Raw genomic sequence first — 24,805 nt, 5'->3', positions numbered from 1 at the left:
AAATCAACCTTTTATTTTAGCTTTTGATTATAGATTAGAATGAAATTTTCCGAAATTTTTTCCTCAAAAGGGAAGCGCAATAAGGCTGCTAACCTCATACTTAGGGAATTGGACAGGATCAACTCCCTCCCAGCCGACCAGGGTGGTGTTGCACAGGTTTTTGATAAGCCCTTCAGGTTTCACCATGCTTCCAGTTTTATCCATACTCATAGGAGGCTTTTTCAGGACGGAATGTACATGTTCAGCCCCCAACAGAACAAAGGGGGAGTGATTTTGGATGGGGGTGCCAACATGGGGCTTAGCGTATTGTATTTTTCCCAGCACTATCCTGATCACCATATCATTGCCTTTGAGCCGGAAAAGTCAGTTTTTGACATTTTGGAGGAAAATGTCAGGACCTTTGGGCTTAAAAATGTTGAATTATACCAAAAGGCCTTATGGACAGAGAAGAAGGAATTGCTGTTTCATTCCGATGGAGGGATGGGGGGTAGGGTCAATAACCTGTATTTCAACATCGATAGGCCCATCCAAAAAGTAGAAGCTGTTCCGCTGGTGGATTTTTTGGATTCCCATGTGGACTTTTTGAAATTGGACATAGAGGGTGCGGAGGAGGAGGTGTTGATGTCTTGTAGAGGTAAACTCTCCCAGGTCAGGCACCTGTTTTTTGAGTACCACAACCATTTGAAGAAGCCTCAATCCTTGCACCGCTTACTTTCTTTGGTTGAAGAAGAGGGCTTTCGCTATTATATCAAGGAATCCAGTTTCAGGAGTAGGCCCTTTCTGGATGAATCCCTGTTTTGTGAATGTTTTGATATGGCCATTACCGTTTTTTGCTATAAATAGTTAATTTTTTTTGAGACATTTAGCATTTTGTTTGCGTTTGGGAATAGTATCAACAGACAACCTACCTTTATCCCCATGATTAGTATTGTGATTTGTTCTGTAAGCCCCGAGCAGTTGAGCAGGGTGAAAGCAAATATTCAGGAGACCATTGGCCTACCCTATGAGATAGTGGCGATTGACAACCGCAGAAACCCCAGGGGGATTACCACTGTGTATAATGAAGGTGCTAGAAAATCTCAATACGAACAGGTTTGTTTTGTACATGAGGATGTGCAGTTTAATACGGCAGGTTGGGGGAAAGTACTTCTGGATCACTTCAAGGACCCGGAACTGGGCCTTGTGGGGGTGGCGGGAGCAACACACAAACCGAAAATGCTCTCTGGCTGGGGTGCGCAGGGGCTAGCCCTTAGGTATGCTAAAATGAATTTTATCCAACATTTTCCTGCATCAGGATTGGCCCCGGCACATCAATATCAAAATTCGGAAAATGAGGAACTTGCCCAAGTGGCCTGTTTGGACGGCTTGTTTTTGGCCACAAAAAAAAGCATAATTGAAGAAATCCCCTTTGATGAAAACCTGCTTAAGGGTTTTCATGGTTATGATATGGATATCTCTATCGCTATCGGCAGGAAGTACAAGGTGGCGGTGACCTACTGCATTTTGGTGGAACATTTTTCGGGAGGCTCCTTGAATAAGGAATGGCTGGAAAGTGCCTTGCTTATCCATCGAAAGTGGAGACATGTTTTGCCTGTTTCCCTAAGTGCCATCAGTAAGAAAGAAAAGGCTATTTGTGAAAAGGAAACGTTCAGGTTTGTATTGAATATCCTTTTTCCCCATTTCTCTGTGAAAAAAGCTTTACGTGTCTTGCACATGGGTGAGTTACGCTCCCTGGACTTTTTCACTTACATGAAGATGTATTTGAGTATAGGGAAAGCATACTTTTCTTAGCAGGTTGCTGGATTTCTTATTACTTTCTCTTCCATAAGGCTTTGGCCTTGGCTCCCCAAATTTGTCTTATGGCGAAACTTATGGTCTTGAAACTTTTGTTTTTTGGGATGTACATGAGACGGTCCTGATGCTTATACACCAAATACCCAAACCTGATATTGATAAAATTATCTGTTCTTTGTCTTGCTGCTTCGTAAAGTTCGGCGGCCAATTTACTTGTCTCGTGTAGGTTTTTGTCCGCACATATTTTTAACCAATGGTTTTCCCTTTGCATCCTTTCCAAGGTTACATTTATCTTGCTCTTTACTTTTTTTCTTCCCAGTATGTCAGTGGCATTTCCCTCGTGTTGTCTGTGCATGACCAGTGCTTTAGGGATGAATTTTATTTTTCCTGTTGAAGTCGCGATGAAGGAGATATAATGGTCATACACCCCATATGGAGGCAGTGGAAGGATGTGTGTCAGGAGTTTTCGGTGAAACATCATGCTGTGTCCAGACACGCAATTAAAGAACAAAAATGGGGTTGGGTCCTTTCCCTCTACCATGTTGAGTTTGTCGGACATTTTCAGACCTATAAGTTCTCCCCTGGCTGAGACAAACGCTGAATCATGATAGATGAGCAGATGATCCCCTATTTCTTCCACCATCAGGGCGACCTTGTTGGGCATCCAGATATCGTCTTGGTCTGAGGGGCAAATGTACTCCCCCTTGCATAAAGCGAATGCCTTTTCGAAATTTTTTTGGTAACCTAAGTTTTCTGGATTGACCGTCAAGTGGATATGAGGATGTTTTTTCTGGTATTGTTCCACTATTTTCACGGTGTTGTCATTGGACTGGTCGTCCACCACTATGATTTCCACCTGTGTATAGGTCTGGTTGACCAGTGAATCCAACTGCTCAGTAAGGTGGTTTTGGCCATTATAAGTGCATAAGGCTATGGAAACGAGAGGACTGTGGGTGTTCATGCTATGCGGTGGTGAATTCCTGCATTTCTACCAGTTTTCTATAAACCCCCTCGTTGAGCAACAGGCTTTGGTGGGTGCCTTCCTCTACTACCTTGCCGTCATCCAACACTATGATCCAATCCGCACTTTGTATAGTACTTAGACGGTGTGCGATGACCAGTGTGGTACGGTTTTTCATCAGTCGGTTCAAGGCGTCTTGCACCAGTTTTTCGGACTCGGTGTCCAGGGCCGAGGTGGCTTCGTCGAGAAGCAGGATGGCCGGGTTTTTTAATATGGCCCTCGCTATGCAGATACGTTGTTTCTGGCCACCGGAGAACTTTAAGCCCCTGTCCCCCATGTTGGTGTCATAACCCTTCGGGGTTTTCACGATAAAATCATGGGCGTTGGCGATCTTGGCGGCTTTTTCCACATCCCCCATACTGGCATCGGGGTTGCCAAATGCGATGTTGTTCCGGATGCTTTCGTTAAAAAGGATGGATTCCTGGTTAACGATCCCTATATGAGACCTTAAAGAATCCATTCGTATTTTTTTAATGTCGTGTCCATCAAACAAAAGCCGCCCTTCGTTTATCTCCAAAAACCTTGGTATGAGGTCCATGAGGGTGGATTTTCCTCCTCCTGAAGGACCCACCAAGGCAATCGTTTTTCCTTTTGGAACCACGAAGCTGATGTCTTTAAGAACATCCTTATCACCGTAGGTAAAGCGCACCTTTTTGAAGGTAATGCCTTCCTCGAAATTTTTTAATTCTACTGAATCCGAATTGTCAGTAATGGTGGGTTTCTCATCTATGAGTTTAAGTACCCTGTCTCCAGCGGCAATTCCTGAATGTATTGTACTAAAGGATTCCGTCAGGGCTTTGGCAGGTCTCATGATTTGAGAAAATATGGCAATGTAGGTTATAAATTCTGCCGCTGATAGTTCGGATTGGTTTTGCATTACCAGTGACCCCCCATAAAGTACAATCAGAGCCACCATCATTACCCCAAGGGTTTCTGACACAGGGGAGGCCAGCTGCTGTCTATAGGCCATTTTGCGGCCCAGTGCGGAATACTCCTTGTTTTCCTGATTGAATCTGTCTTTTACCCTTTCTGTAGCGTTGAATGCCTTTATGATTTTTATCCCTGAAAGTGCTTCATCCAGCAAGCTGATCATCATTCCGTACCTTTCTTGCGCTTCCGAAGCCTGTGCCCTTAGTCTTTTTACGATTCGGGATATGGCAAAACCGGAGATAGGGATCACCAACATGGCAAAGAGGGTGAGTTTATACGATATGGCAAACAGGATAAACAGATATGCCATTAGCTGTAGTGGTTCCTTGAACAACACTTGCAAAGTACTGGTGACGCTGAATTGTACTACTTGGACATCCGAGGAGATTTTTGAGATGATATTTCCCTTTCGCTGGTTGTTGAAATATTCCACCTGAAGATCCATTACATTATCGAATACCCTCTTCCGCAAATTGAGCAAGGTGTGGATGCGCAGGTTCTCCATGACCCTTTGTGACAGGTACCGGAATAAGTTACTAAATACCACAGAAAGCACTATTACCAAGCATACCACTTTTAGCGCCTCATAGGGGCCAAACTCCTGGTGCATGTAGTTGGTGTAATAATTGAAGTGGCCCATGATGTCCAGGCTTTTTTCCGGGGCCACCACCTCACCTCCACCTTCATTAAATAGGGTATTTAACAGTGGTGCCAACAGTGCCAGGTTCAACGTATTGAATAGTACTGCCAAAAGTGTAAACAGTACGTAGGGGATGGCGTATTTTTCTATAGGCTTCGCAAAGGATAACAGCCTGAAATAAGTATGCATGAAATTGTAACGCTTTTTCTTATAGCCAAACCAAATTTTTCTGAGAAAGGTCCTTGTCCACCCTTCTTTTGAGGTCAAAAAGGGAAATGCTACTGTTCCTTTCTTTCATGAGGTAAGTTAGCCTTTTTTTGGAATTCTTTATGGCTTCCGACTGCTTTAAAAATGAAATGTAGCTGTTGAGGTACCAATGTTTGCCCATCAAAAGTTTCGGGATGACTTCAAACAGCAACACCTGTACAAACCACAATTTTAAATAATGCCCATCCAGATGTATGGCGTGCACTACAAAGCGATTCCTGAAATAAATTTGTTTCACCTGTGTTTTCTTACACTGCGTTTTGGTGGTATAGGAGCCCCTGTGGTAGCAGGTGGATTCATGGTCATAGAAGCATTTCCATCCTACCCGCCACGCCCTAAGGCCCAAATCCAGGTCCTCGCTATAGTAGGGAGAGAAAATCTCGTCGAAGCCACCAAGTGTCCTTAATTTTTCGGCATCAATTAGCGCATTTGCACCAGAAAGGAATGCCGTAGGGGTATAATCTTCGTTGCCTTTCTGATAAAAGAGCTTGTCGGTCTTAAACTTAAACCCGATATGGTTCAAGGATCTGGCGGCCACCTCTATTTTCTCGCTCTTCATTTCCAGTATCTTACCCATCACGCCAAAAGTGTCCTCCCTTTCAAAGTATTTCCATAAGCCCTCAAAATAATTCTCATTCAGCATCACGTCCGAATTCAGGAAAAACAGCAATTCGTGTTTTGCTCCGTACATGCCCCGGTTACAAGAAAAGGAAAAGCCTTTGTTAACAGGATTTTTAAGGATGCGTACACTTGGGTAATTTGTCTCCAGAAAGGCGATAGAGTCGTCCTTTGAAGCATCATCTACCACAATAACCTCAAATTTCACAGCGGCATGTACCAACGCCTTAAAAGTATAAGGGAGGTATTCCTCCAAGAGAGACCTCCCGTTGAAATTAGGAATAATAACCGATATTGATTTCTTCATGATCATGGTGTTAAACATTGGCTTTTCTTTCAGGACGAGTCTTTTTCCAAAAGTGAGACAAGGCTGTATTGAAATTTTCCTAAATGAAAGGTTCACCTTGATGGTAAGCCTTTATATTTAACTAGTTGATTTTGCTGTTATGACGACAAGATTTCTTTTATTTCTTACTACCAAAAACTTGCCAATTATTCTTTTATAGCTTTATAAATGGGAATTTTTAAAAAAAAGTTTGGCAAAATCGCTTTTTTTGATAGATGGCTGGTGTTCCTGGTGTATTATTACCTCCTCTGCTTAAGGGGGATGGGCTATGTTTGTTGCTTTTTGAAGTACCTTCACCCTTTAGGTAGTCAACAACTTTCTGCCAGTCTGTCAAAAAATCCTATCTTTGGCAAGAAATTCTTATTTATCCAATCCGTGAATAAAGAAATCTTTACGGGGGCTTTAAGAGGAAGGGTTCCTGAAAGTTCCCTTGACTATTGTTATGAAGTATGGAAGGCGGATCCTTTTCGGCTCCATATCACCAGTTCTAGAAGCACAAAACTTGGTGACTTCAGCTTTCAAAGGAGTAGGTCCCTACAGAGAATTAGTATCAATCACGATCTCAATATTTATCAGTTTCTCATCACTTATCTTCATGAAGTTGCCCATCATCGGGTCTATTCCAAATATGGTATGGGCAAGAAACCCCATGGAGTGGAATGGAAACTGGCATTTAGGTCTGTCATGGCTCCCGTATTGACAGGAAAGGTCTTTCCACTTGACGTGTTGATTCCTCTTAAAAGGCATATGACCAACCCAAAGGCAAGTGCCGGTGCGGATTTTTTCCTGGCAAAGGAGCTGAAGAAATACGATACTGTAAAACCTGGTGTGGACTTGGTTTTTCTGGGAGATGTCAAGGTGGGTAGTGCTTTTGAAATAAAGGCCAGGGTATTCAAAAAGCTGGAAACCAGAAGGACCAGGGTGCTTTGTCAGGAACTTAGCAATGGGAAAAAGTATTTGATCTCCAGCCATGCAGAGGTGGCCCTGGTGGATGCCCCTTAATTATTGTAGTCTAAGTGCTATCAGCCGAAAAAATCATCTGTTTCCAAAACCCTTTCATGGATTTCCAAGAGCCCTTCTAAATGCAGCACTAAAATGAACGAGTGGAGTGACGATAAACCGACTCCTCTGCAATTTCCGGAATTCTAAAAGCCTTTATATCTAAACAGGGACCGTCTAGTTGAATTTTTGAATATGTAGGATTTTTTGTAACTTAAAAAGTGACCAATTAAACCCTAGTTATGTTTGAAAAGTATTATGTCAATACCAAGGCTCAATCCAATGGGGATCATGAAGTACATTCCGAAAGCTGTGAATATCTTCCCGAAGATGACAATAGGGGCTTTTTGGGGAGGTTTTCTAGGTGCCAAGATGCCCTGCAAAAAGCTAAGGAAGCCTTTAAGAATGCAGATGGGTGCTATTATTGCTGTGGACCATGCCACAGCAGTTGAGCAGGAAATAAGGTTAAACTATCCATCGAAGGTCGGAATCTTCATGCTTTCTCCTCCTTTTAAGGCAGATTGGTGAGCCACTATCCCAGGTACAGTGTAGGCAAGGGCCTCATGGATATCCACCTGGGGTCTTCGATTGTTTATGATGGCATCTACAAATTCATGGGTGATAAATGTGTGGGAGCCATCATGGCCGCTACTGTGCCTTAGCGTTAAGGGCAACATATCCGTTTCGTACCACCTAGTCTGCTTGTATTCCTCCATTTCCGCTTTTTTAAAAACAAAGCCTCCGTCATCCTTAGCCAATTCCTGAGCGGCATTTATTTTCACCTCCGGGAGCCCATTGGGGTCCTTTCCGTAAAGGCTCATCTTATTGCCATGCCATTCCCCCCTTTCTGTCCCCATCAAGGCCCCTCTCCAGCAGATGGAGATGTTGCTGGCATTGCCCCTGTTGGTCTTGAAAAGGGCCGTTTCATTCCAGAAGGGGTTTTGGTAGGGGTTGCCCTTGAGTGCTTCGCTTTGGTCCCCCCAACCTAGGCAACTTACCTGTGTGAACCGCTCTCCGGTTACCGAAATATGGTAGGAAGTACAGTGGGTGGGGTACAGCATGGGGGGTAACCCATGTCTCCAAGTGGGCTTTCCATCTTCAAAATAGAGTTCTTCCAACCCGGGGTGGTGGTATTGAGCTTCTACCCGGAAGATATCCCCAAATTTACCTTCACGGTAAAATTTTTGTGCCGACAATACCACTTGGTGAAAGGTACTCGTTTCTGCCATCATATAGGTAAGGCCAGACCTTTTTACCGCTTCCATCAACTTTTGACAATCCTCTAGGTCCAATGCGGCAGGAACAGCACAGAGTACATGTTTGCCTGCTTCCAGACTTGCTATGGTATGGCTCACATGGTCAGGTGCAGGGGTTGCTAAGAATACTGCCTCCACAGCTGGGTCCTTCAGGAGGGTATCCAAGGAATCATAGCTTTTGGAACAGCCATAAACCTTCATTAAATGTTCCCTTCTGTCTTTACGCAGGTCGCTTACTGCCTCCACTTCACAATTCGGGTGTTCATGGAAATAGAAGCTGGCACCGAACCTTCCACCTACCACCCCTATTCTGACTTTTTTGTCACTTTTGGGTTCTCCTGCGAAAGCAAACCGGGAACCAATCAATAATGATGTTCCCAGTAAACTGGAGGTTTTTAGGAATTTTCTTCGGTCTTGTTTACCGTCTTTTTTGGGCATTATATTTTTGATTAATAGTAATGGAGCAAAAATGCTGCTTGATCTCCTATTTTTTAGGAGCAAAGTCAAACCTTGGGAAGCATGATCAAAAGTTAACCAAAAATAATCAAAAAGGCCACCCTTTTGGAGGCAGCCTTTCCGGTAATTTTCAAAGCAATTAATTCAGGTGCAACAGTTGCGGTCCGAATTCCTCAAATTCAATAGAGGCCGCAGGAACGCCTAATTCCACTAGTTCATTCCGGTGCTTTTTGATAAAACCAGCAGGCCCGCAAATATAGTATTTACCATCTTTTGGGAGTTCGGCTATATCCCTTAGGTTCAAGGGGCCCATATTTATTCCCTCTTTTTGGTTCCCTTCCCTTAGTTCATCATAAAAGACATGACTGCTAATTTGTGGATGACCTTCAAAGATTTTCTGTACCGGTTCCTTGAAGGCATGTACCTGCTCATTTCTGCATGCATGGATCCAAGTCAAGGAATGATCGGGATTCTGTTGAGAAGCACTTAACAGCATGCTTATTAGTGGGGTTAAGCCCACTCCACCGCTGATGAAAGTGGTGGGCGAATCCAGTTTTTTCCCAAGGGTAAAGTTTCCTGCGGGAGCCGTTAGCTCTATCACATCTCCTTCCTTGATGTTTAGGTGAAGGTGATTGCTAATCAAACCGTCAATATTGAGGTGTTGATCCTTTTCTTTTTTTACGGAGATCCTATAGATGGAAGGATCAGGAATACTTGAAATGCTGTATTGGCGGGCTTGGTTCAGACCCAGTCCTGGCAGATGTAGCCTCAAGCTAATAAACTGCCCTGGAATATGCTCGAGCACCTGTCCGCCGTCCTTAGGTTTGAGGTAGAACGAGGTTATCTCTTCTGATTCCTTTTTCTTTTTGGTGACAACAAAAGGCCTCCATCCTGCCCAACCACCTGGACTGTTCCTTGCCTTTTCATACATTCCCCCTTCTACCTTGATCATCAGGTCTGCCAGTTGGTTATAGGCGGCCTCCCAGGCATCTAGTATATCCGTAGTGGCTGCCTCTCCCAATACCTCCTTAATGGATGCCAAAAGATGGTTTCCCACTATGGGATAATGTTCAGGACGAATGTCCAGGCTTACGTGTTTGTGACCGATTCTTTCCAACTCAGGAAGCAGTACCGCTGGATTGGAAATGTGCTCCGCATAGGCCAGCACCGCCAAGGCCAAGGCTTGCTGTTGTTTTCCGTTTTTTTGGTTAGAAAGGTTGAAAATGTTTTTCAAAGAGGGATGGTGTAAAAACATCCGCTTATAAAAGTGAGTCGTTAATGTGACTCCATGCTCCCTTAGCACCGGAACCGTGGCCGTGATGATGTTTTTTTGGTCTTCTGTCATGATTATAAAGTAGGATTTGTTGAAAGAGCCACAAAGGTATAAAAAGAATAATAGATAAAAAAATCCTTTTATATTCTATTTGATCTTAAATTTAACTCTGGATAGGGATAGGCTATCCTACAGAAGGGGACTTGATGAAATCGAGCCTGCCTGGATGGCAGTCAGGCATGACGAGCACGTCACACACCGGGATGATTATGGTTGCGAGATTCCCCCGAAGCAAGTTCCCCGAAACGAGTTCGGGGCAGGCAGGGGCAGGCTATATGACCGCTAAAAAGAAATTATAAACATATGAAATAGGTTAAAAAACCTCCTTAGCCACTCGATAGGTGGCGTCAGCCTTGCTCATGGTATAGTAGTGCAGGGAAGGTGCCCCGGCTTGGATCAGTTCCTTACTTTGGTGAATGGCCCATTCTATTCCAACTTGCTTTACATCCGCATTGGTCTTGCACTTTTCCAGCTCCACCATCAATTCCTTTGGAAAATCCAAGTAAAAAATTCTTGGGAGATTTTTGATTTGTGAAAGGGTGGTAATAGGTTTAAGGCCGGGGATGATAGGTATTTCTATACCGGCCTCTCTTACCATCTTCACAAATTGGAAATAGCGCTGATTGTCAAAAAACATTTGGGTGACGATGTATTCTGCACCCGCCTCTACCTTGGCTTTCAGGTGTTTCAGGTCCAATGTTAAACTTGGGGCTTCAAAATGCTTTTCGGGATAGCCGGCTACCCCGATGCAAAAGTCGGTTTGAAAACCAATTTCTGTCTCATCGTGAAGATAAATTCCCCGGTTCATGTTATGGATCTGTTGCACAAGTTGCCAGGCATAGCTATGCCCCCCATCCTCCGGCGTAAACCTCCCTTCTGCCTTGGGGGCGTCCCCCCTTAGTGCCAGTACATTTTTGACACCTATAAACTCAAGGTCAATCAACACGTTCTCGGTTTCCTCCATCGTAAAGCCACCACAGAGTATATGGGGAACAGGTTCCACATGGAAGCGGTTGATTAGTGCAGCACAGATTCCCACGGTTCCTGGCCGTTTTTGAGTACTCACCTTCTGCATGTGTCCGTTTTCATGCTTGCGAAAAATATATTCCTCCCTATGGTAGGTGACGTCCACGAAGGGTGGGTTGAATTCCATCAGCGGGGAAATACCCTCCAGCATGGCCTTAAGGCTTTGCCCCTTTAGGGGTGGTAGTATCTCAAATGAAAATAAGGTTCGATCTGCTTTCGCTATAAATTCAGTGACTTTCATATTATTTATTGCATGGGCTCCCCATGAACTTCTACTATTCCTACCTGTTTTTCGAATGATTAAAAATGTTGGATTATCCGCCTATGGGTTGAAGGACTTTGGGGGTATAGGCCAAATTAGGCGACAACCACTTCTCTGCCTGTTCCTTGCTTACCCCTTTTCTTTCGGCATAATCCTGTACCTGGTCTTCCCCTATCTTGCCCAGACCAAAATACTTGCTTTCTGGATGTGCGAAATAGTACCCGCATACCGCAGATGTTGGATACATGGCAAAGCTTTCCGTCAAGTTCAGTCCTATACGTCTTTCGGCCTGAAGCAGGTCAAAAAGGGTTCTTTTCTCCGAATGCTCCGGGCAAGCAGGATAGCCTGGTGCAGGCCGGATTCCTTGATAGTTTTCGGCAATAAGGTCTTGGTTGTTGAGAGATTCCTCGCTAGCATATCCCCAAAGGTCTCTCCTTACTAGCTCGTGCAGGTATTCTGCACCCGCCTCCGCCAGCCTGTCCGCCAAGGCTTTTAGCATGATATCCTTGTAGTCATCATCATCCTCTTGGAAAATGGCCAGTCGGTCCTCAATCCCAATACCAGTGGTGACGGCAAATGTACCAATATAGTCCTGCTTTTCGGGATGCAGGTAGTCTGCCAGGCAGCGGTTTGGAACCCCCTTGCCTTTCTTCCCTTGTTGGCGAAGAAAATGGAATCTAAATTCTTTATTACCAGTAGCCTGGGGATCCAAAAGGATGTCGTCCCCATCCCTTTGAATAGAAAAAAGCCCCACCACAGCTTTGGCTTTAAGCCACTTTTCGGAAATCAGTTGATCCAGCATCTGGTTGGCATCGTCAAATACGCGTTTGGCTTCCTTGCCCACTTGAGGGTGGTCAAATATTTTTGGGTACTTTCCCGAAAGCATCCAGGTACTAAAAAAGGGCGTCCAGTCTATATATTTCCTGAGCAAGGCCAAATCTAGCTCTTGGATTTCGGTAATACCTGGTTGCTTGGGCGCATGGGGAGTGAAATTTTGCCAGTCCAAAATAACAGGGTTGGCCTTTGCTTCCGCATAGGTAGCCATCTGCTTTATTTGTTGCTTGGCCTCATGAGCCTCCCTCAACTCCTTGTAGGTGGCTTTTATCTTCTTCTTATAAACCTCCTTGGTACCCTCATGAATGGCCTCTCCAGCGATAGGCACTGATTTGGAGGCATCTGTCACATGCACCACGATACCACTGTAAACAGGGTCTATCTTTACGGCCGTATGGATACGGGAAGTGGTGGCACCTCCTATCAGCAGGGGTATTTGCAAGCCTCTTCTTTCCAGTTCTGCGGCCACGTTTACCATTTCGTCCAGCGAAGGGGTGATAAGCCCACTCAGGCCTATAATGTCCACATTCTTGTCCAGTGCTTCTTCAATGATTTTTTCGGTTTCCACCATCACCCCCAAATCGATGATATGGTAACTGTTACAGGCCAAGACGACACCCACGATATTTTTGCCGATATCGTGGACATCCCCTTTTACCGTGGCCAACAGGATTTTCTTTACCTTGGAGGATTTGTTGTCATCAAGACTTGCCTCCAAGGCTTTGGGCATATAAGGTTCCAGGTAAGCCACTGCTTTTTTCATCACCCTTGCGCTTTTTACCACCTGTGGCAAAAACATCTTTCCTTCTCCAAAAAGGTCACCCACCACATTCATCCCATCCATCAATGGGCCTTCTATTACCTTGAGCGGATCCCCAAAATGAAGGCGTGCTTCTTCGGTATCTTCGATTACGTAGTCTATGATGCCTTTTACCAAGGCATGCTCAATTCGCTTTTCTATAGGTTCCTTACGCCAGGCATCGTCCACCTTAACCTTCTTTCCCTGTGACTTCACCGTTTCCGCAAAATCCAATAGCCTTTCGGTGGCATCCTCCCGGCGGTTCCAGATTACATCCTCTACGTGTTCCAGGAGGTCTTTGGGAATATCGTCATATACCTCCAGCATGCTGGGGTTTACAATCCCCATATCCATGCCGTGCTTGATGGCGTGGTAAAGAAATACGGCATGCATGGCTTCCCTTACGGGGTTGTTTCCCCTAAAGCTAAAGCTCACATTACTTACACCACCACTCACCTTTGCCCCAGGCAGATTTGCCTTTATCCATTGGGTGGCCCTGAAAAAGTCGATAGCATTGTTTTTATGCTCGTCCATACCCGTGGCCACAGGGAAAATATTGGGGTCAAAGATGATGTCCTGGGGATTGAACTTCACCGTTTGGGTGAGTATATCATAGCTGCGCTGGCAGATTTCTATCCTGCGTTCGTAGGTATCCGCCTGGCCTTTTTCGTCAAAGGCCATGACCACTACTGCGGCACCGAACTTCTTGACCTGTTTGGCCTGGTGGATAAACTCTTCCTCCCCATTTTTTAGGGAGATGGAATTTACGATTCCCTTGCCCTGTATACATTTTAATCCAGCCAGGATGATTTTCCATTTGGAGCTGTCCACCATAATGGGGATACGGCTGATCTCCGGTTCAGAGGCAATGAGGTTAAGGTATTTCACCATCGCCGCTTCTCCGTCCAGCATGGCTTCATCCATACAGACGTCCAGCACCTGTGCTCCGCCCCTGACCTGATCCAGGGCTACTTCTAGCGCCTCATCGTAATTCTCGTTGAGAATAAGCCTGGCGAATTTTTTGGAACCTGTCACGTTGGCTCTTTCCCCTATATTCACAAAGTTGATCTCAGGAGTAAAAACCAGGGGTTCCAGTCCGGAAAGTTTTAGGGGTTGTGGGTCAGTAGTGTATTTACTCATAGCGTGTCCTCCAATTCCAGTTCAAGTTTACGGGGTGAATAGTGGGATGAAAGTGCTGCCAGGGTTTTAATATGTTCGGGGGTGGTACCACAACAGCCACCCAGGATGTTCACCCATCCTTGCTCCAAAAAGTCCTTTACCTGACTTCCCATTTCATCGGGTCCCTGGTCGTAGTTGCCAAATTCATTGGGCAGCCCCGCGTTGGGATACACGGACACCAGAAAGGGGGCTTTTTCCGCTAGCACCTTTAAATAGGGTCTTAACTCCTTTGCCCCTAAGGCGCAGTTTAATCCGACGGAAAAAAGAGGCACGTGGGAAATGGATATCAGGAAGGCTTCTGTGGTTTGTCCGGATAGGGTCCTTCCTGAGGCATCGGTGATGGTACCGGAAACCATGATGGGGATCCCCCCTTCCTCTGGCTCCAAGGGAATATCCCGTTGCTCATATACTTCCTGAATGGCATATAGGGCAGCCTTGGCATTCAAGGTGTCAAAAACGGTTTCCACCAATAACATATCTGCTCCTCCATCCAATAACCCATTTACCTGTTCCATATAGGCTTCTACCAATTGGTCAAAGTTGATGGCCCTGAATCCCGGGTCGTTTACGTCTGGGGATAGGGAGGCTGTCCTATTGGTGGGGCCTATGGCACCAGCCACAAAACGGGGCTGATCCGGGGTTTTTTGGGTATAAGCATCTGCCACTTCCCTGGCAATTTGTGCAGATTTAAGGTTGAGTTCATAGGCAAGCCTTTGTAGGCCGTAATCTTCCTGGGCAATAGAGGTGCTGCTAAAGGTATTGGTTTCTACAATATCCGCCCCGGCCTCAAAGTAAGCCGCGTGGATTTCCTTGATGATGTCCGGTCTGCTTAGGGAAAGCAGATCGTTGTTTCCCTTCAAGGATTTAGAGGTATTCTTCAGTTCAGCCGGCCTGAAATCAGCCTCTTCCAGTTTATACCTTTGGATCATGGTGCCCATGGCACCATCCAAGAGTAGAATTTTTTGCTGGGATTGTCGAATGAGTAACTCGGTTCTGTTCATATCTGTATGGATAGTGAAAAAGCTTAGCCAAGAAAGAACCGGGTAAAATATTTGCTATGGGAAACATTTTTCGGCTCATCTTTATCCGGCATTTCCGGAACGGGAATTAGCACCTTGTCATTCAGGTTGCTAAGACTTCACAGGGCCCTACCCTCTGTCTTTCTTGATAAGCGGTCACAAAATTAACAGGATTAGCGGAAAAAAATTCCATTTTGGGAGAAAAGTTTTAAGCGGGGGATGTTAGAGGGATATTGATTGGAGGGGGATTTTAGCTGATAGCTGTTTGCTTCAAGCTGTTTGGGGCAAATACCGATCACTCGAACACCATTCACCTCGCGGCTTATCCCCAATCCAAAATTAAACACTATCTAAAAAAAAACATGCAATTGTAGCGTTTGGCAGTTTTTATGCGTATTGAATGTATCCATTCAAAAATTAATGGGTTTAATATTGCTGTTGTTCAAAATAATTTTCGATTTTAAATGGGGAATTAATGGGGTTGATTTTAGTAAAATATACAGATTTAAAAAATAAGGAAAATGAAAATTGAACAGGGTTTTCTGATGGTGTTTTTCCCAATGATTTTTTGCTTATCCTGCATGGAAGAGGAACCTCAAGGGGTTAAAGCACTTGAATTTAGCTTGGTCGCTATTGACGGGGAAGGTTTGGAAAGAACCGTTTTCGAAGAAGGAGAAAGGATTGGATTAGGGGTAAAGATGAAAAACCGTTCTTCGCAAGACTTGAGTATTAAAACGCGTTTATCTTGTTGGTTTTACCAATTCGGCCAGTTTTCAGTAGTTTATAGCTGCCCTGACAATGGACAAATGGTACGGGTAGGAGATGTGTTAAATATAACAGTTGCGTGTGATTTATTGCCTATTCCTCTTACTTACCCTGCCGGAATGGAGGAATTTGCTGCAAAACGCTTCTGAGATGAAAACCCCGAAAACGATCCCCTCCCTGTAGGTAAATACTGTTCTTTTGTACAGGGAGAGGGCTATATTGATGGGGTTCTGGTAAAGGTGGACATGGAAGTGAGCTTTGAGGTCAGGTAGAGTTGTCGCGCCTTCAATCGAAATAACCATTCAGTTTGGTTTGATTTATTAACCATTTAGAAGTTAAGGGTCATTAAGGTTTTTTTTGGTTTTATTGTGTCGTGTGGCGGGACATTTCTTCTGCCTCATTGGTGCATTGGTGGCCTTTTAGTTTTTAACCATTAAGGAGTTAAGGGACATTAAGGGAGCATTCGTAATCCGTAATTAAACCATTCGTAACTCATCAATTTTCAACTTTCCACTTTCAATTAATATTACTCATCACCAAATCACCCGCTCTCCCCATCACCAAATCACCGCTCACCCGATTAAAATTCTCCTCAATTCTCCCTATATTTCCAAAACTAGACCCAAAAACTAGAAATTGACCCTATAACCATGAAACGCTATTTATTTCCAGCCTTACTCTTAATCTTCGCTTTTGAATCATCCTTATATCCACAGCAGGAAACAGATTACTTGCACTATGTAAAGGCCTATGCCGATGCCATGCTGGAAAATGGGAGGGACAGGTATGGGAAAGAACACACGCCCCTGTTTGCTGCCGCATTGGATAGGAGGGAGATGCGTCTGGGGAGCAAGGAGGATTTTGGGAGCATACCCGATATCCGGGAAACAGATCGGTCTTTGGGGGGCGCCAATCCCTTGTGGGAGATAGGGCTGTATGAAATTTTATATGCCCTCACCGAACATACCGGACAGGAGAAATATGCAGAAGCCGCTGACCAATCCCTGACCTATTTCTTTGATCATTGCCAAAGCCCTGCCACAGGCTTGATGGCCTGGGGGGAGCACTTGTTCTGGGATTTTGAGCAGGAGGCAGTAGGATACGTGAAAAACGACTACCATGAAGCCAATGCCTGGCCTTTCTGGGAGAAGTGCTACGCGCTTTCCCCGGAGGCATGCTGGAAATTTGCCTTGGGAGAGTGGGACCATCAGGTGGCGGATCAGCATACCGGGGACTTTTCCCGGCATGCCCGTTATTTGAAGCATGGGCCGGAGACAGGTTCGGATTTCCCCCGCTATGCCGGGCAGATGATTGAACGATGGGCTTTTGCCTATGGAAGGCCGGAAAACAAAGACCGAGAGAGAAGGGAGGAGCTGCTAGAGGCCATAGCGGTGATGGTGGGCCGAATGGAAGGCAATATGGAGGAGACCGAAACGGGTTACCTGCCTGCATTAAAAGGAGCGGATTATGTGTGGGTGACCAGCAACCTGGAACTTGCCCGCTGTCTTACCGAGGCCTTAGCCGTAGTGGAAGGAGAACTGGCAGAAAGGATGAAGCGGCTGGCACTTGCGCAAGACAGGAACTTTTTGAAGGCCCCACACGAGATTACCGAGGGGGGAGGCTTTGCCGTGACGCTTCATGCCCATACGGGTGAGCCAAGGCACAGGTCCATGAACAAGCCCTATTCCGCCACTTGGGCCACGGGCTATGGATTTGGTACCCATGCTGGAGTGGCCAATTTATTAAAAGAAAGAATGGGTCAACTTGAGGTAGGGCATCAGGATATAGCAGCAGCGTACCAAAATTTGATCCTGCAAGCCGCCGATCAGTATCTGGACACGGAACCGGACACCACCCAGCCCCAAAACCCCGATGCCTTTTCGGATGTGATGGAATCGATGCTTTCAGCTCATCAGCTTACCGGGGAGGACAAGTATTTACAAAGAGCCAGGTATTTCGCAGACATGGGTATAAGCCTGTTTTTGGACGACGGGTTCCCCCTACCCAAGGCCACAAGCCAGCATGTGCATTATGAAACCATCACCGGGGGGCCAGCATTTATGCATGCGCTTTTGCAGTTGGCTTTTGTTTTAGAGGGTTGGGACTAGAGGGGCTTGGTTTCTGGCTTCAAGTTTTTAGCTGCTAGTTTCTAGCTGGTTTCGCTCGAATGGTTAGAAAGGTGTGCCGTAATTAGATCACCCTATCACCAAATCACGCGATCACAGATATGAGCCTTTAGCTGCTAGCTTCAAGCTGATTTCGTGAGATTTTTTAGTTGATAGGATCAATTAATTCCGCAATTTAGATCGCCCGATCGCTAAATCACCCCCTCACAAAATTACAGATCACAAAATCAACTATACCCATAAATATGCTCAATTTCCCTTCGACATAATTTTCATCCTAATTGGAAGAAATCATTTTAAGAATATGGAATTAGATCCCCATATTTAAGTTATATTGTTATGTGATAATCTCGTATAACAACGGCCGCTTCACCCCTTGTTTAATTAATCGGGCTTCACGGTCTATTTAATCAACCCAAAATAACCCAGTCGTAGCTATGCGGAGCTTCCAGCATTTTTTTATACCTTCCTTACCTTTATGGGTTGCCTTATCCGGCATCCTGATTTTTAATTTTCCCCTTATTGCCCAAGAACATCCCTTCTTAATCATGAAAAGGGAACAATTTTCCTACCATAGGGATAAATCGGAATCGGAACCTTGGAAGGCCATGAAGCAGGACGCCTTGAGGACAGTGGCGGAAGGGTTAACCACCGAAGGTAATCCTGCTTATGCCCTTCAGGAATTTATAGGAGCGGTGGCATTGGCCTATATCCTGGAACCCCACAAAAGTAAAGAACATGCTCAACTCGTAAGGAAAATGATTATAGAGGAATACAGTCGGCTGGTTCTCGACGAGGCGAGGGCCTGGGGCGGGGTGGTTCCTCCTTTGGGATCTTTTTTTGTGGCCATACTTTCCCTGGACATCGTAAGGGATGGTTTATCTGCCGATGAGGTCAAGGCTTGTGAAGAGGTTATCGAATCACAAATTTTCAAACTGGATCGGGAGGGGAGTTGGGTGGATGTCAGGTATGGTACCCATGGCACCTGGGACATTTACAAGGGAACCCGAAAGGAGCCGGACGATGCCTACTATGAAAACATCATGAGACAAATTACGCCGGATGGGGTTTCACCTGTCACCATCCACTATGCCTGGGAAAGGGTAGGGGGTGGGGACAGCCGTATTTCCAAGGCTGGATATATGGACGTGCTTGAGTTTACCGGTGTGGATAGACGGTACTACGCCAACGAAAGACTTCAACGTTTTCACCGGTGGCTTTTTGGTGCGAGTGTAAACAACAATCGAGAAATGGCACTGATTGGGGACATGCTCCCCAACCAACCCCTAAGAAATGACATGCTCCATAGAAGGGTAGGGAATTTTGACGAGGAGGCCGCAGCCTATGCGGCATGGCTGCATAAGGACCGGCCTGCCAAAGGGCATATCATTTCCTACTTGCTTCCAAAAGCCCCTTTGCCCACTCCTAAAGCCCCCAAAAGCAGCTATTATAAGGACGGGGGAGCCTTTTTTCGTGAAGATGGAAATGACCCTTTGGGTATTCATGCAGTGCTCTATAACATAAAAGGACAGGATGAATGGCATACCCACCAAGAGACGAATGGATTGGCACTGTCTGGTCTTGGCAACAGGCTTTTGGTGAATGGTGGAAGGTTGGGAGCCCCTACTAGACCGGCTTCTTTAAACAATACCTTGACTGTAGATGGAGAGGAACACCAGGCCAGGATAGGAAAGGGGATTGTGGAGGCCATAATAGGAGAATCGTTCGATTATTCCTCTGGGGATGCAGGGGAAGCATTTCCCCATGGAAAGCATCTCAGAAACTTGATCCTTGTACACGGAATTGGAGAAACTCCTGGGTATTGTTTGGTATATGACCAGGTAATGGCTAAGGGGAAAAGCCGCATACAAACCTTCTGGCATCCTGCAAACGAAACCGGGGTGAAGGAAATATCCCCAAACTTTCATTATCAGGCTTTGATAGACCACCAATCCACTATTCCAGGTACCACCCTTTCCCTGCAATTTTTAAGTGCTCCCGAAAAGGTGGTCTGGCAAATGGTTCCATCTGCGGTACCGGACAGGTATCCCTATTACCCAGATCACAGTAGGTTAGAAGCTATTCAAGTCCTGGATGAAAGTGGTCATGCAAGCAGCCTCACCTTATTGCAACCCTTGAAAGCTGGCCAAGATGCCATTCAGGTGAACTCAAAGGAAATCACTACCCGCTTAAAGATCGGTGAAGGCATTGAGGACTTAGTTTTGGAGGGGAATGGGGAAAAATTGCTCGAATGGGAAGCAGGAAAATTTCAAGGCCAACTCCTGCTTCAAAGGGACAATGAGTCCAATTCCCCCTTTATCTTCTTAAAGTCATGTTCAGTGTATGAAAAAGAGGGGTTTTTGATGCAAGCCTCCCATCCGGTAACCTTGTTTAAATCTGGAGAAAATGGGGAGTTGCTGGCTTCCCGGGACACCGAAATGGTTTTTTCCCTTCCAGGAATAGCTCTTTTTCTTTTGGATGGAAAACCAGTGAAATCAACAACAAACCAGAAGGACGAGTATCGTTTTTCTATTAAAAAAGGAAATCACAAAATAACCATAAAATGATCATACTAAAAAAGTTACTGTTGTTCCTTTTCCCCTTATGCTGGGTGATTCAAAGCAACGCCCAAGACCTGGTAAGTGGCAAGTATACCGAAGAAGAACTACATGAGAAGTTGATACCCCTGGAAGATTGGACTCCCTTTCCAAGGCTTCTGGACAGGGAGGCTTGGAAGGCTGCGGATGAGGAAATGTTAATAGGTTTTCTTGAAATGGCCTCGGAAAAGATTGATTATGAGTGGCCCTATATCCCTGCCACCAAATCCCTGCTGATCCATAGGACGGGCGATAGGAATGAATACCAGGCGGTATCCTTCGAGAAGCGCCAGGTGTTGGGCACTATGATGCTAGCAGAGATCTATGAAAACAAGGGAAGGTTTATAGACCCCATTATCAATGGAATTTGGTCTATCTGTGAGGAATCCTTCTGGGGAGTGCCGGCCCACCTACCCAAAACGGATGAATATTCAGGATTAATGGATGTTTCAAAGCCATTTGTAGATCTTTTCGCTGCTGAAACTGCTACCTTTTTGGCCTGGGCAGACTATTTCTTTGGAGAGCAATTTGACGAGGTAAGCCCCCAAATCAGGAAACGGATTCGGCATGAAACCCAAAACCGGATTTTTCAGCCATTGATGAATCAGCACCATGGATGGATGACGGCCAATGCCAACGGGCGGCCACCCAACAACTGGAACCCCTGGATCTGCAGCAACTGGATCAATGCGGCATTATTGCTGGAAGATGACCCCAAGGAGCGTACTGCCCTTGTGCATAAGGCCATGGAGGTTTTGGACAATTTCCTGAACCCTTATCCTCAGGATGGGGGCTGCGATGAGGGACCCAGCTATTGGGGTGCTGCCGCTGCCTCCCTTTTTGATAATATTTCCTTACTTAATGAGGCTTCTGATGGGGCTTTCCAATATGTCTTTGAGGATGAAAAGGTGAAAAACATGGGGAAGTTCATCTATAGGGCCAATATTAGTGAGGACTATTTCCTCAATTTTGCGGATGCGGATCCACAGCCCACTATGTCTGCTGCCATGATATACAGGTATGGGGAAGCCATTGATGATCCCGACATGATGCGTTTTGGGGCATTTTATAGGGAGCCTTCTGAGGGTTCCTTGGCCAGGTTCCATTATTTCAGGGTCTTTTTTGAGCTCTTTATGAGGGAGGAATTCGAAAAGGCCGAAAAGGGGTTGCCCCTTCCCAAGGACGTGTGGCTTCCCGATGTGCAGGTGATGGTGGCCAGGGATCAGGAGGGCAGTACCGATGGTTTTTTTCTTGCCGGAAAAGGGGGACATAATGACGAAAGCCATAACCATAACGACATAGGCAATTACGTGGTGTTTTATGACGGGAACCCCCTGTTGATCGATGTGGGGAGGGGTACCTATACGCGGAAAACTTTCAGCGATGAACGATACACTATCTGGTACAACCGATCCGATTACCACAATCTTCCCACCGTAAATGGCTATACCCAGGAGGTTGGGAGAAAATATGAGGCAAGTGAGGTGTCCCATCAGGCAAGAAACAACAGGTCCCAACTCAACCTTGATATTGCCAAGTCCTACCCGGAGGATGCAGGAATCAAGTCCTGGAAACGAAGCCTCACCCTGCAACGGGGTAGGGAAGTAGTAATAGAAGATAGCTATGAATTGGAGAGAGCGGAAAGCATCACCCAGCATCTGATGACCATTTATCCGGTAAATGTAGATGAGAAGGGCAAAATAATCATCGCCTATGAAGGAAAGGACGGTAAGGCAAGGCCCTTTACCATTTCTTATGACAAGGACAAGTTGGAAGCAAGTGTGGAAAAAATCAACCTTGAAGCCCCCGAGGACCAGGGCATCCTTACCAAATGGGGGGACAATATCTATAGGGTCAACCTTGAGGTCATTGCTCCAAAAACGAAGGATAGGGTTAGGTTTGTTGTGTTTTAGCTTTAAGTGTTGAGCCTCTAGCTGTTAGCTGGTTCCGATCGAAAGGGTGAGAATAGTAATAAAGTCGATGCAACAAAAACAAAAACAAAATCACAAATCACTCTATCACTTCATCACTAAATCACAGCTAAAAAAAGAAAAACCTGTAGCCTAACATAATTAAGTTCATATCTAAACCTCAGAACATGAACAAGTTATTGATTTTACTTTGCGCTGGCCTAATCGTTTCCTGCCAGCTTGGGGTAGTTAATGGGAAGTTTTTTGCCACGAATGCACTAATTTACACTAAGTTCTATTGATTTTACGCGTTGAGACTTCAAAACCGCCTATAAATTTCCTTTAAAACCCTTTCCATTTCCTTTTTAAGTTCATCCGAGGGCAAGGTATAATTGTTATGCATAAAACTGAAAATTAACCTTTTACCAGAACTGGTAAACACATAACCGCTAAGACAATGGCTATTGCTCAAGGTACCGGTCTTTGCATATACAAAAGGCGGCCCCCCATCCTCGGCCGCATACCAGGAGCGGATGGTGCCCGATTTACCACCGGAGGGGAAAAAGGCCAAAATCTTCTCCTCTGGGGTCTCTTCCCAAATCATGTCAAGGAGACGTACAACGCTCCGTGGCGTAAACTTGTTGTAACTACTTAAACCTGATCCATCTTCCCATTCCGGTTCATCCGGTAATTCGGCCAGCCACTCCTTTTTGGCATGGGAAATTGCCCCTTCCATATTCAGGCTGTCAAAAAGCTGATCGGATACCAACAGCATCAGTTGTTCGGCAAGGAAGTTATCACTATCGGTCATCATTTGCCGAAACAGGCTATCTCTGGGCATTCCCAGCCATTTCTGGGGTTTGATGTCCTTAATGTAGGCATAATCCATAAACTCCACCTCCCTTTTCAGGGTATCCTTTAGCAGCGCTAAGGCAAGCTGTGGGGAAGTGATGATGGGTTTGTCATAGCTCTGGAAAGAGGAGGCAGGCAATGGAAGGGAAACTTGAAATAAGTTCTTTCTAAAATCCCTTCTGGCCGTGGAGGAATATCCTGTTTGGGGCAAAAGGCTATGCTTAAAATAAGCAGGGCTTATCATTGACCTTTGGCTTAAGGTGTCAAAGCTGAACCTTACCACGTTGCCGTAAAGAGGAAATGCCGACCTTTCCGCCCCAAAATAATAATTAAACCAGCTCCATGACCAACCTGGGCCATTGGGGGTAACTTGGTCAAAGTTATCCACCAGAAACAAACGTTTATCCGAATGCATTTCCAAAAAATCCAATGTACTCCTGTCCCCAAAATCCGGATGTAAGAAAGAGGGATCACCGGTGCCCCAAAACAAGAGGCTGTCGCCCATAATATGATAATTCAGTGCATTTACCCGCTCCCCCAAAACCTTTTGTGCGGTGTAAAAAGTAAATAGCTTCGTATTGGAGGCGGGCACAAAATAGCGGTCTTCATTTATAGCGTGTATGGTGCTGGATTCTTCCGGGTCATAAAGCATAAACCCAGTAAACCCCCCACGGTTAAAGACCTGGGATTCGGAAATCGTTTTACTGATTTTTTGTGTGGTGCAGCTAAGACCCAGAAAGGCGGTCAGAAGCAGGGATAGGGTGTGTTTCATAACTCTGATATGTACTGGTAAATCTGCCTACTGATATCGGCAATGGCCTCTTTTCCCTCTTCCACATCCTTAAGTTCCTTGCTTAGGATCACCAACACATAGCGCTTCCCATCCGGAAGCTCAAGGATCGCCGCGTCATGCTGCACACCGGTTATGGACCCGGTTTTGTGGGCAACCTTTACCTCCTCGGGAAGTTTTTTGGGGATCAGATCCTTGTAATACTGGTCATATAAGATATCCATCATTTGGAGGGAGGCTTCCTGGTTTACAGCTTTTCCTGTGGCAATCGCTTCCATGATCAACATCATGTCCAGTGCAGTGGTGGTGTTGTTTAGTCCGGCCTCAAAGGCCTTCAGATCTTCTACGCCCCTTAGCACCTGTATGTCGTTGGCACCTATTTCTCTCATAAACTCGTTTACGTTGGAGGCTCCTATCAGATCGATCAGGATGTTGGTGGCCAGGTTGCTGCTTTTGATGATCATTTGGTACATCAGCTCGTAGATGGTTTCCTTTTGTCCGATCATATGGTAGAGCCCTTCCTGGCTGTCCACGTCCAGGTCCATGCTGAATGGAGAACCATCCACTATACTGGAGAACTCATTTACCACCGGAATAGAATCCGAAAGCGAAAATTTCCCTTGCTCTGCTTGTCTGTAAATCTCCATCATTACAGGGGTTTTCATGGTGCTGGCGGCATGGAAAACTTCCCTTTCATGGATAAAAAGGGTTTCTTTACCTCCTTCCAACACCTTTAAAGCCACTGCGATGGTTCCGTCTACTTGGGTGACCCTTTCCTCCAATTTTGATTTTAATTCTTCTATGGAGGAATCATTGGAAGCCTCACAGCCTACCAAGACCAGAACTAGAAGGAAGGGAAGCAAAGGGGGAATATTCCTGAGATAAAAATGTACCCGTAATTGAGTAAGGAAAGCGATAAATTGCTGCATAAGGAGGATAGAGAGGATAGGTTTTTTCATAACTATAACCAAATATGCATTTTTTGG

Annotated in this window: 19 protein-coding genes and 1 riboswitch; of the genes, 9 read left to right on the top strand and 10 right to left on the bottom strand. The window is 45.4% G+C overall.

The features are described 5' to 3' along the window. The first annotated feature begins 39 nt into the window (after positions 1 to 39). Together DB520_RS23165 and DB520_RS23160 are read left to right on the top strand one after the other, a co-directional pair. Positions 40 to 843, top strand: coding sequence for an FkbM family methyltransferase (locus DB520_RS23165; protein ID WP_114752162.1), 804 nt, complete (start codon positions 40 to 42; stop codon positions 841 to 843). Positions 844 to 918: 75 nt separating this feature from the next. Continuing rightward, complete coding sequence (locus DB520_RS23160) at positions 919 to 1,791, top strand: glycosyltransferase (RefSeq protein ID WP_157972218.1); 873 nt, start codon at positions 919 to 921, stop codon at positions 1,789 to 1,791. Between the two features lie 19 nt (positions 1,792 to 1,810). On the opposite strand, the gene DB520_RS23155 is transcribed toward DB520_RS23160, so the two are convergent. From DB520_RS23155 to DB520_RS23145, 3 genes are read right to left on the bottom strand one after another with little or no spacing between them, the layout of a single operon-like run. Next, on the bottom strand, positions 1,811 to 2,755 hold the full coding sequence (locus DB520_RS23155; RefSeq protein ID WP_114752160.1) for a glycosyltransferase family 2 protein: 945 nt from the start codon (positions 2,753 to 2,755) through the stop codon (positions 1,811 to 1,813). A 1-nt stretch (position 2,756) separates the two neighbouring features. After that, complete coding sequence (locus DB520_RS23150) at positions 2,757 to 4,574, bottom strand: ABC transporter ATP-binding protein (RefSeq protein WP_114752159.1); 1,818 nt, start codon at positions 4,572 to 4,574, stop codon at positions 2,757 to 2,759. A 19-nt stretch (positions 4,575 to 4,593) separates the two neighbouring features. Next, positions 4,594 to 5,577, bottom strand: coding sequence for a glycosyltransferase family 2 protein (locus tag DB520_RS23145; RefSeq protein WP_114752242.1), 984 nt, complete (start codon positions 5,575 to 5,577; stop codon positions 4,594 to 4,596). Positions 5,578 to 5,991: 414 nt separating this feature from the next. Here DB520_RS23145 and DB520_RS23140 point away from each other — a divergent pair, with 414 nt between their 5' ends. Together DB520_RS23140 and DB520_RS23135 are read left to right on the top strand one after the other, a co-directional pair. After that, complete coding sequence (locus DB520_RS23140) at positions 5,992 to 6,618, top strand: SprT family zinc-dependent metalloprotease (RefSeq protein WP_114752241.1); 627 nt, start codon at positions 5,992 to 5,994, stop codon at positions 6,616 to 6,618. Positions 6,619 to 6,857: 239 nt separating this feature from the next. Beyond that, a complete protein-coding gene (locus DB520_RS23135; RefSeq protein ID WP_114752158.1) occupies positions 6,858 to 7,067 on the top strand; it encodes a hypothetical protein in 210 nt (69 codons plus the stop codon). A gap of 18 nt (positions 7,068 to 7,085) precedes the next feature. Here DB520_RS23135 and DB520_RS23130 read toward each other — a convergent pair whose 3' ends face one another. Next, the gene (locus DB520_RS23130) at positions 7,086 to 8,309 is read right to left on the bottom strand and encodes a Gfo/Idh/MocA family protein (protein ID WP_114752157.1); all 1,224 of its coding nucleotides are present in this window, start codon (positions 8,307 to 8,309) and stop codon (positions 7,086 to 7,088) included. A gap of 157 nt (positions 8,310 to 8,466) precedes the next feature. Continuing rightward, entirely contained in the window at positions 8,467 to 9,672 is a 1,206-nt protein-coding gene (hmpA, locus tag DB520_RS23125) for an NO-inducible flavohemoprotein (RefSeq protein WP_114752156.1), read from the bottom strand. A gap of 79 nt (positions 9,673 to 9,751) precedes the next feature. On the opposite strand from hmpA, the gene DB520_RS27100 reads away from it, so the two are divergent. After that, positions 9,752 to 9,946, top strand: a complete 195-nt coding sequence (locus DB520_RS27100; RefSeq protein ID WP_114752155.1) for a hypothetical protein — start codon at positions 9,752 to 9,754, stop codon at positions 9,944 to 9,946. Positions 9,947 to 9,973: 27 nt separating this feature from the next. On the opposite strand, the gene metF is transcribed toward DB520_RS27100, so the two are convergent. The 3 genes from metF to DB520_RS23105 all read right to left on the bottom strand — a co-directional run bounded on the left by metF (position 9,974) and on the right by DB520_RS23105 (position 14,761). Continuing rightward, entirely contained in the window at positions 9,974 to 10,927 is a 954-nt protein-coding gene (metF, locus tag DB520_RS23115) for a methylenetetrahydrofolate reductase [NAD(P)H] (RefSeq protein WP_114752154.1), read from the bottom strand. Between the two features lie 73 nt (positions 10,928 to 11,000). Continuing rightward, positions 11,001 to 13,721: a methionine synthase gene (metH, locus tag DB520_RS23110; protein ID WP_114752153.1), complete on the bottom strand. Its 2,721-nt coding sequence runs from the start codon at positions 13,719 to 13,721 to the stop codon at positions 11,001 to 11,003. Beyond that, positions 13,718 to 14,761 carry a homocysteine S-methyltransferase family protein gene (locus tag DB520_RS23105; protein ID WP_114752152.1) on the bottom strand — a complete coding sequence of 348 codons (1,044 nt, stop codon included), beginning with the start codon at positions 14,759 to 14,761 and terminating at the stop codon, positions 13,718 to 13,720. Before DB520_RS23105 ends, metH begins: the two co-directional genes overlap by 4 nt. A 72-nt stretch (positions 14,762 to 14,833) precedes the next feature. Next, a riboswitch (SAM riboswitch) is annotated at positions 14,834 to 14,934 on the bottom strand. A 366-nt stretch (positions 14,935 to 15,300) separates the two neighbouring features. Here DB520_RS23105 and DB520_RS23100 point away from each other — a divergent pair. The 4 genes from DB520_RS23100 to DB520_RS23085 all read left to right on the top strand — a co-directional run bounded on the left by DB520_RS23100 (position 15,301) and on the right by DB520_RS23085 (position 22,180). Continuing rightward, positions 15,301 to 15,693, top strand: coding sequence for a hypothetical protein (locus tag DB520_RS23100; protein ID WP_114752151.1), 393 nt, complete (start codon positions 15,301 to 15,303; stop codon positions 15,691 to 15,693). A 501-nt stretch (positions 15,694 to 16,194) separates the two neighbouring features. Beyond that, positions 16,195 to 17,652 carry an AGE family epimerase/isomerase gene (locus DB520_RS23095; protein WP_114752150.1) on the top strand — a complete coding sequence of 486 codons (1,458 nt, stop codon included), beginning with the start codon at positions 16,195 to 16,197 and terminating at the stop codon, positions 17,650 to 17,652. Positions 17,653 to 18,218: 566 nt separating this feature from the next. Next, a complete protein-coding gene (locus tag DB520_RS23090) occupies positions 18,219 to 20,237 on the top strand; it encodes a hypothetical protein (protein ID WP_157972217.1) in 2,019 nt (672 codons plus the stop codon). Continuing rightward, complete coding sequence (locus tag DB520_RS23085) at positions 20,234 to 22,180, top strand: heparinase II/III domain-containing protein (RefSeq protein WP_114752148.1); 1,947 nt, start codon at positions 20,234 to 20,236, stop codon at positions 22,178 to 22,180. The genes DB520_RS23090 and DB520_RS23085 overlap by 4 nt, the downstream gene beginning before the upstream one ends. A gap of 316 nt (positions 22,181 to 22,496) precedes the next feature. Here DB520_RS23085 and DB520_RS23080 read toward each other — a convergent pair whose 3' ends face one another. Further along, positions 22,497 to 23,801 carry a D-alanyl-D-alanine carboxypeptidase/D-alanyl-D-alanine-endopeptidase gene (locus tag DB520_RS23080; protein WP_114752147.1) on the bottom strand — a complete coding sequence of 435 codons (1,305 nt, stop codon included), beginning with the start codon at positions 23,799 to 23,801 and terminating at the stop codon, positions 22,497 to 22,499. After that, positions 23,798 to 24,778 (bottom strand): serine hydrolase, encoded by a 981-nt coding sequence (locus tag DB520_RS23075; RefSeq protein WP_232835123.1) that lies wholly within the window; start codon positions 24,776 to 24,778, stop codon positions 23,798 to 23,800. The genes DB520_RS23080 and DB520_RS23075 overlap by 4 nt, the downstream gene beginning before the upstream one ends. Positions 24,779 to 24,805: the final 27 nt, after the last annotated feature.

The organism is Pleomorphovibrio marinus (genome assembly GCF_003347495.1).
Taxonomy (GTDB): Bacteria; Bacteroidota; Bacteroidia; order Cytophagales; family Cyclobacteriaceae; genus Pleomorphovibrio; species Pleomorphovibrio marinus.
The sequence above is the reverse complement of the archived record's forward strand: the minus strand, read 5'-3'. Positions and strand labels throughout refer to the sequence as shown.

Coding starts and splice junctions, on each gene's coding strand:
- DB520_RS23165 (WP_114752162.1), top strand. CDS start 40: ATGAAATTTTCCGAAATTTTTTCCTCAAAAGGGAAGCGCAATAAGGCT.
- DB520_RS23160 (WP_157972218.1), top strand. CDS start 919: ATGATTAGTATTGTGATTTGTTCTGTAAGCCCCGAGCAGTTGAGCAGG.
- DB520_RS23155 (WP_114752160.1), bottom strand. CDS start 2,755: ATGAACACCCACAGTCCTCTCGTTTCCATAGCCTTATGCACTTATAAT.
- DB520_RS23150 (WP_114752159.1), bottom strand. CDS start 4,574: ATGCATACTTATTTCAGGCTGTTATCCTTTGCGAAGCCTATAGAAAAA.
- DB520_RS23145 (WP_114752242.1), bottom strand. CDS start 5,577: ATGAAGAAATCAATATCGGTTATTATTCCTAATTTCAACGGGAGGTCT.
- DB520_RS23135 (WP_114752158.1), top strand. CDS start 6,858: ATGTTTGAAAAGTATTATGTCAATACCAAGGCTCAATCCAATGGGGAT.
- DB520_RS23130 (WP_114752157.1), bottom strand. CDS start 8,309: ATGCCCAAAAAAGACGGTAAACAAGACCGAAGAAAATTCCTAAAAACC.
- hmpA (WP_114752156.1), bottom strand. CDS start 9,672: ATGACAGAAGACCAAAAAAACATCATCACGGCCACGGTTCCGGTGCTA.
- metF (WP_114752154.1), bottom strand. CDS start 10,927: ATGAAAGTCACTGAATTTATAGCGAAAGCAGATCGAACCTTATTTTCA.
- metH (WP_114752153.1), bottom strand. CDS start 13,721: ATGAGTAAATACACTACTGACCCACAACCCCTAAAACTTTCCGGACTG.
- DB520_RS23105 (WP_114752152.1), bottom strand. CDS start 14,761: ATGAACAGAACCGAGTTACTCATTCGACAATCCCAGCAAAAAATTCTA.
- DB520_RS23100 (WP_114752151.1), top strand. CDS start 15,301: ATGAAAATTGAACAGGGTTTTCTGATGGTGTTTTTCCCAATGATTTTT.
- DB520_RS23095 (WP_114752150.1), top strand. CDS start 16,195: ATGAAACGCTATTTATTTCCAGCCTTACTCTTAATCTTCGCTTTTGAA.
- DB520_RS23090 (WP_157972217.1), top strand. CDS start 18,219: ATGAAAAGGGAACAATTTTCCTACCATAGGGATAAATCGGAATCGGAA.
- DB520_RS23085 (WP_114752148.1), top strand. CDS start 20,234: ATGATCATACTAAAAAAGTTACTGTTGTTCCTTTTCCCCTTATGCTGG.
- DB520_RS23080 (WP_114752147.1), bottom strand. CDS start 23,801: ATGAAACACACCCTATCCCTGCTTCTGACCGCCTTTCTGGGTCTTAGC.
- DB520_RS23075 (WP_232835123.1), bottom strand. CDS start 24,778: ATGAAAAAACCTATCCTCTCTATCCTCCTTATGCAGCAATTTATCGCT.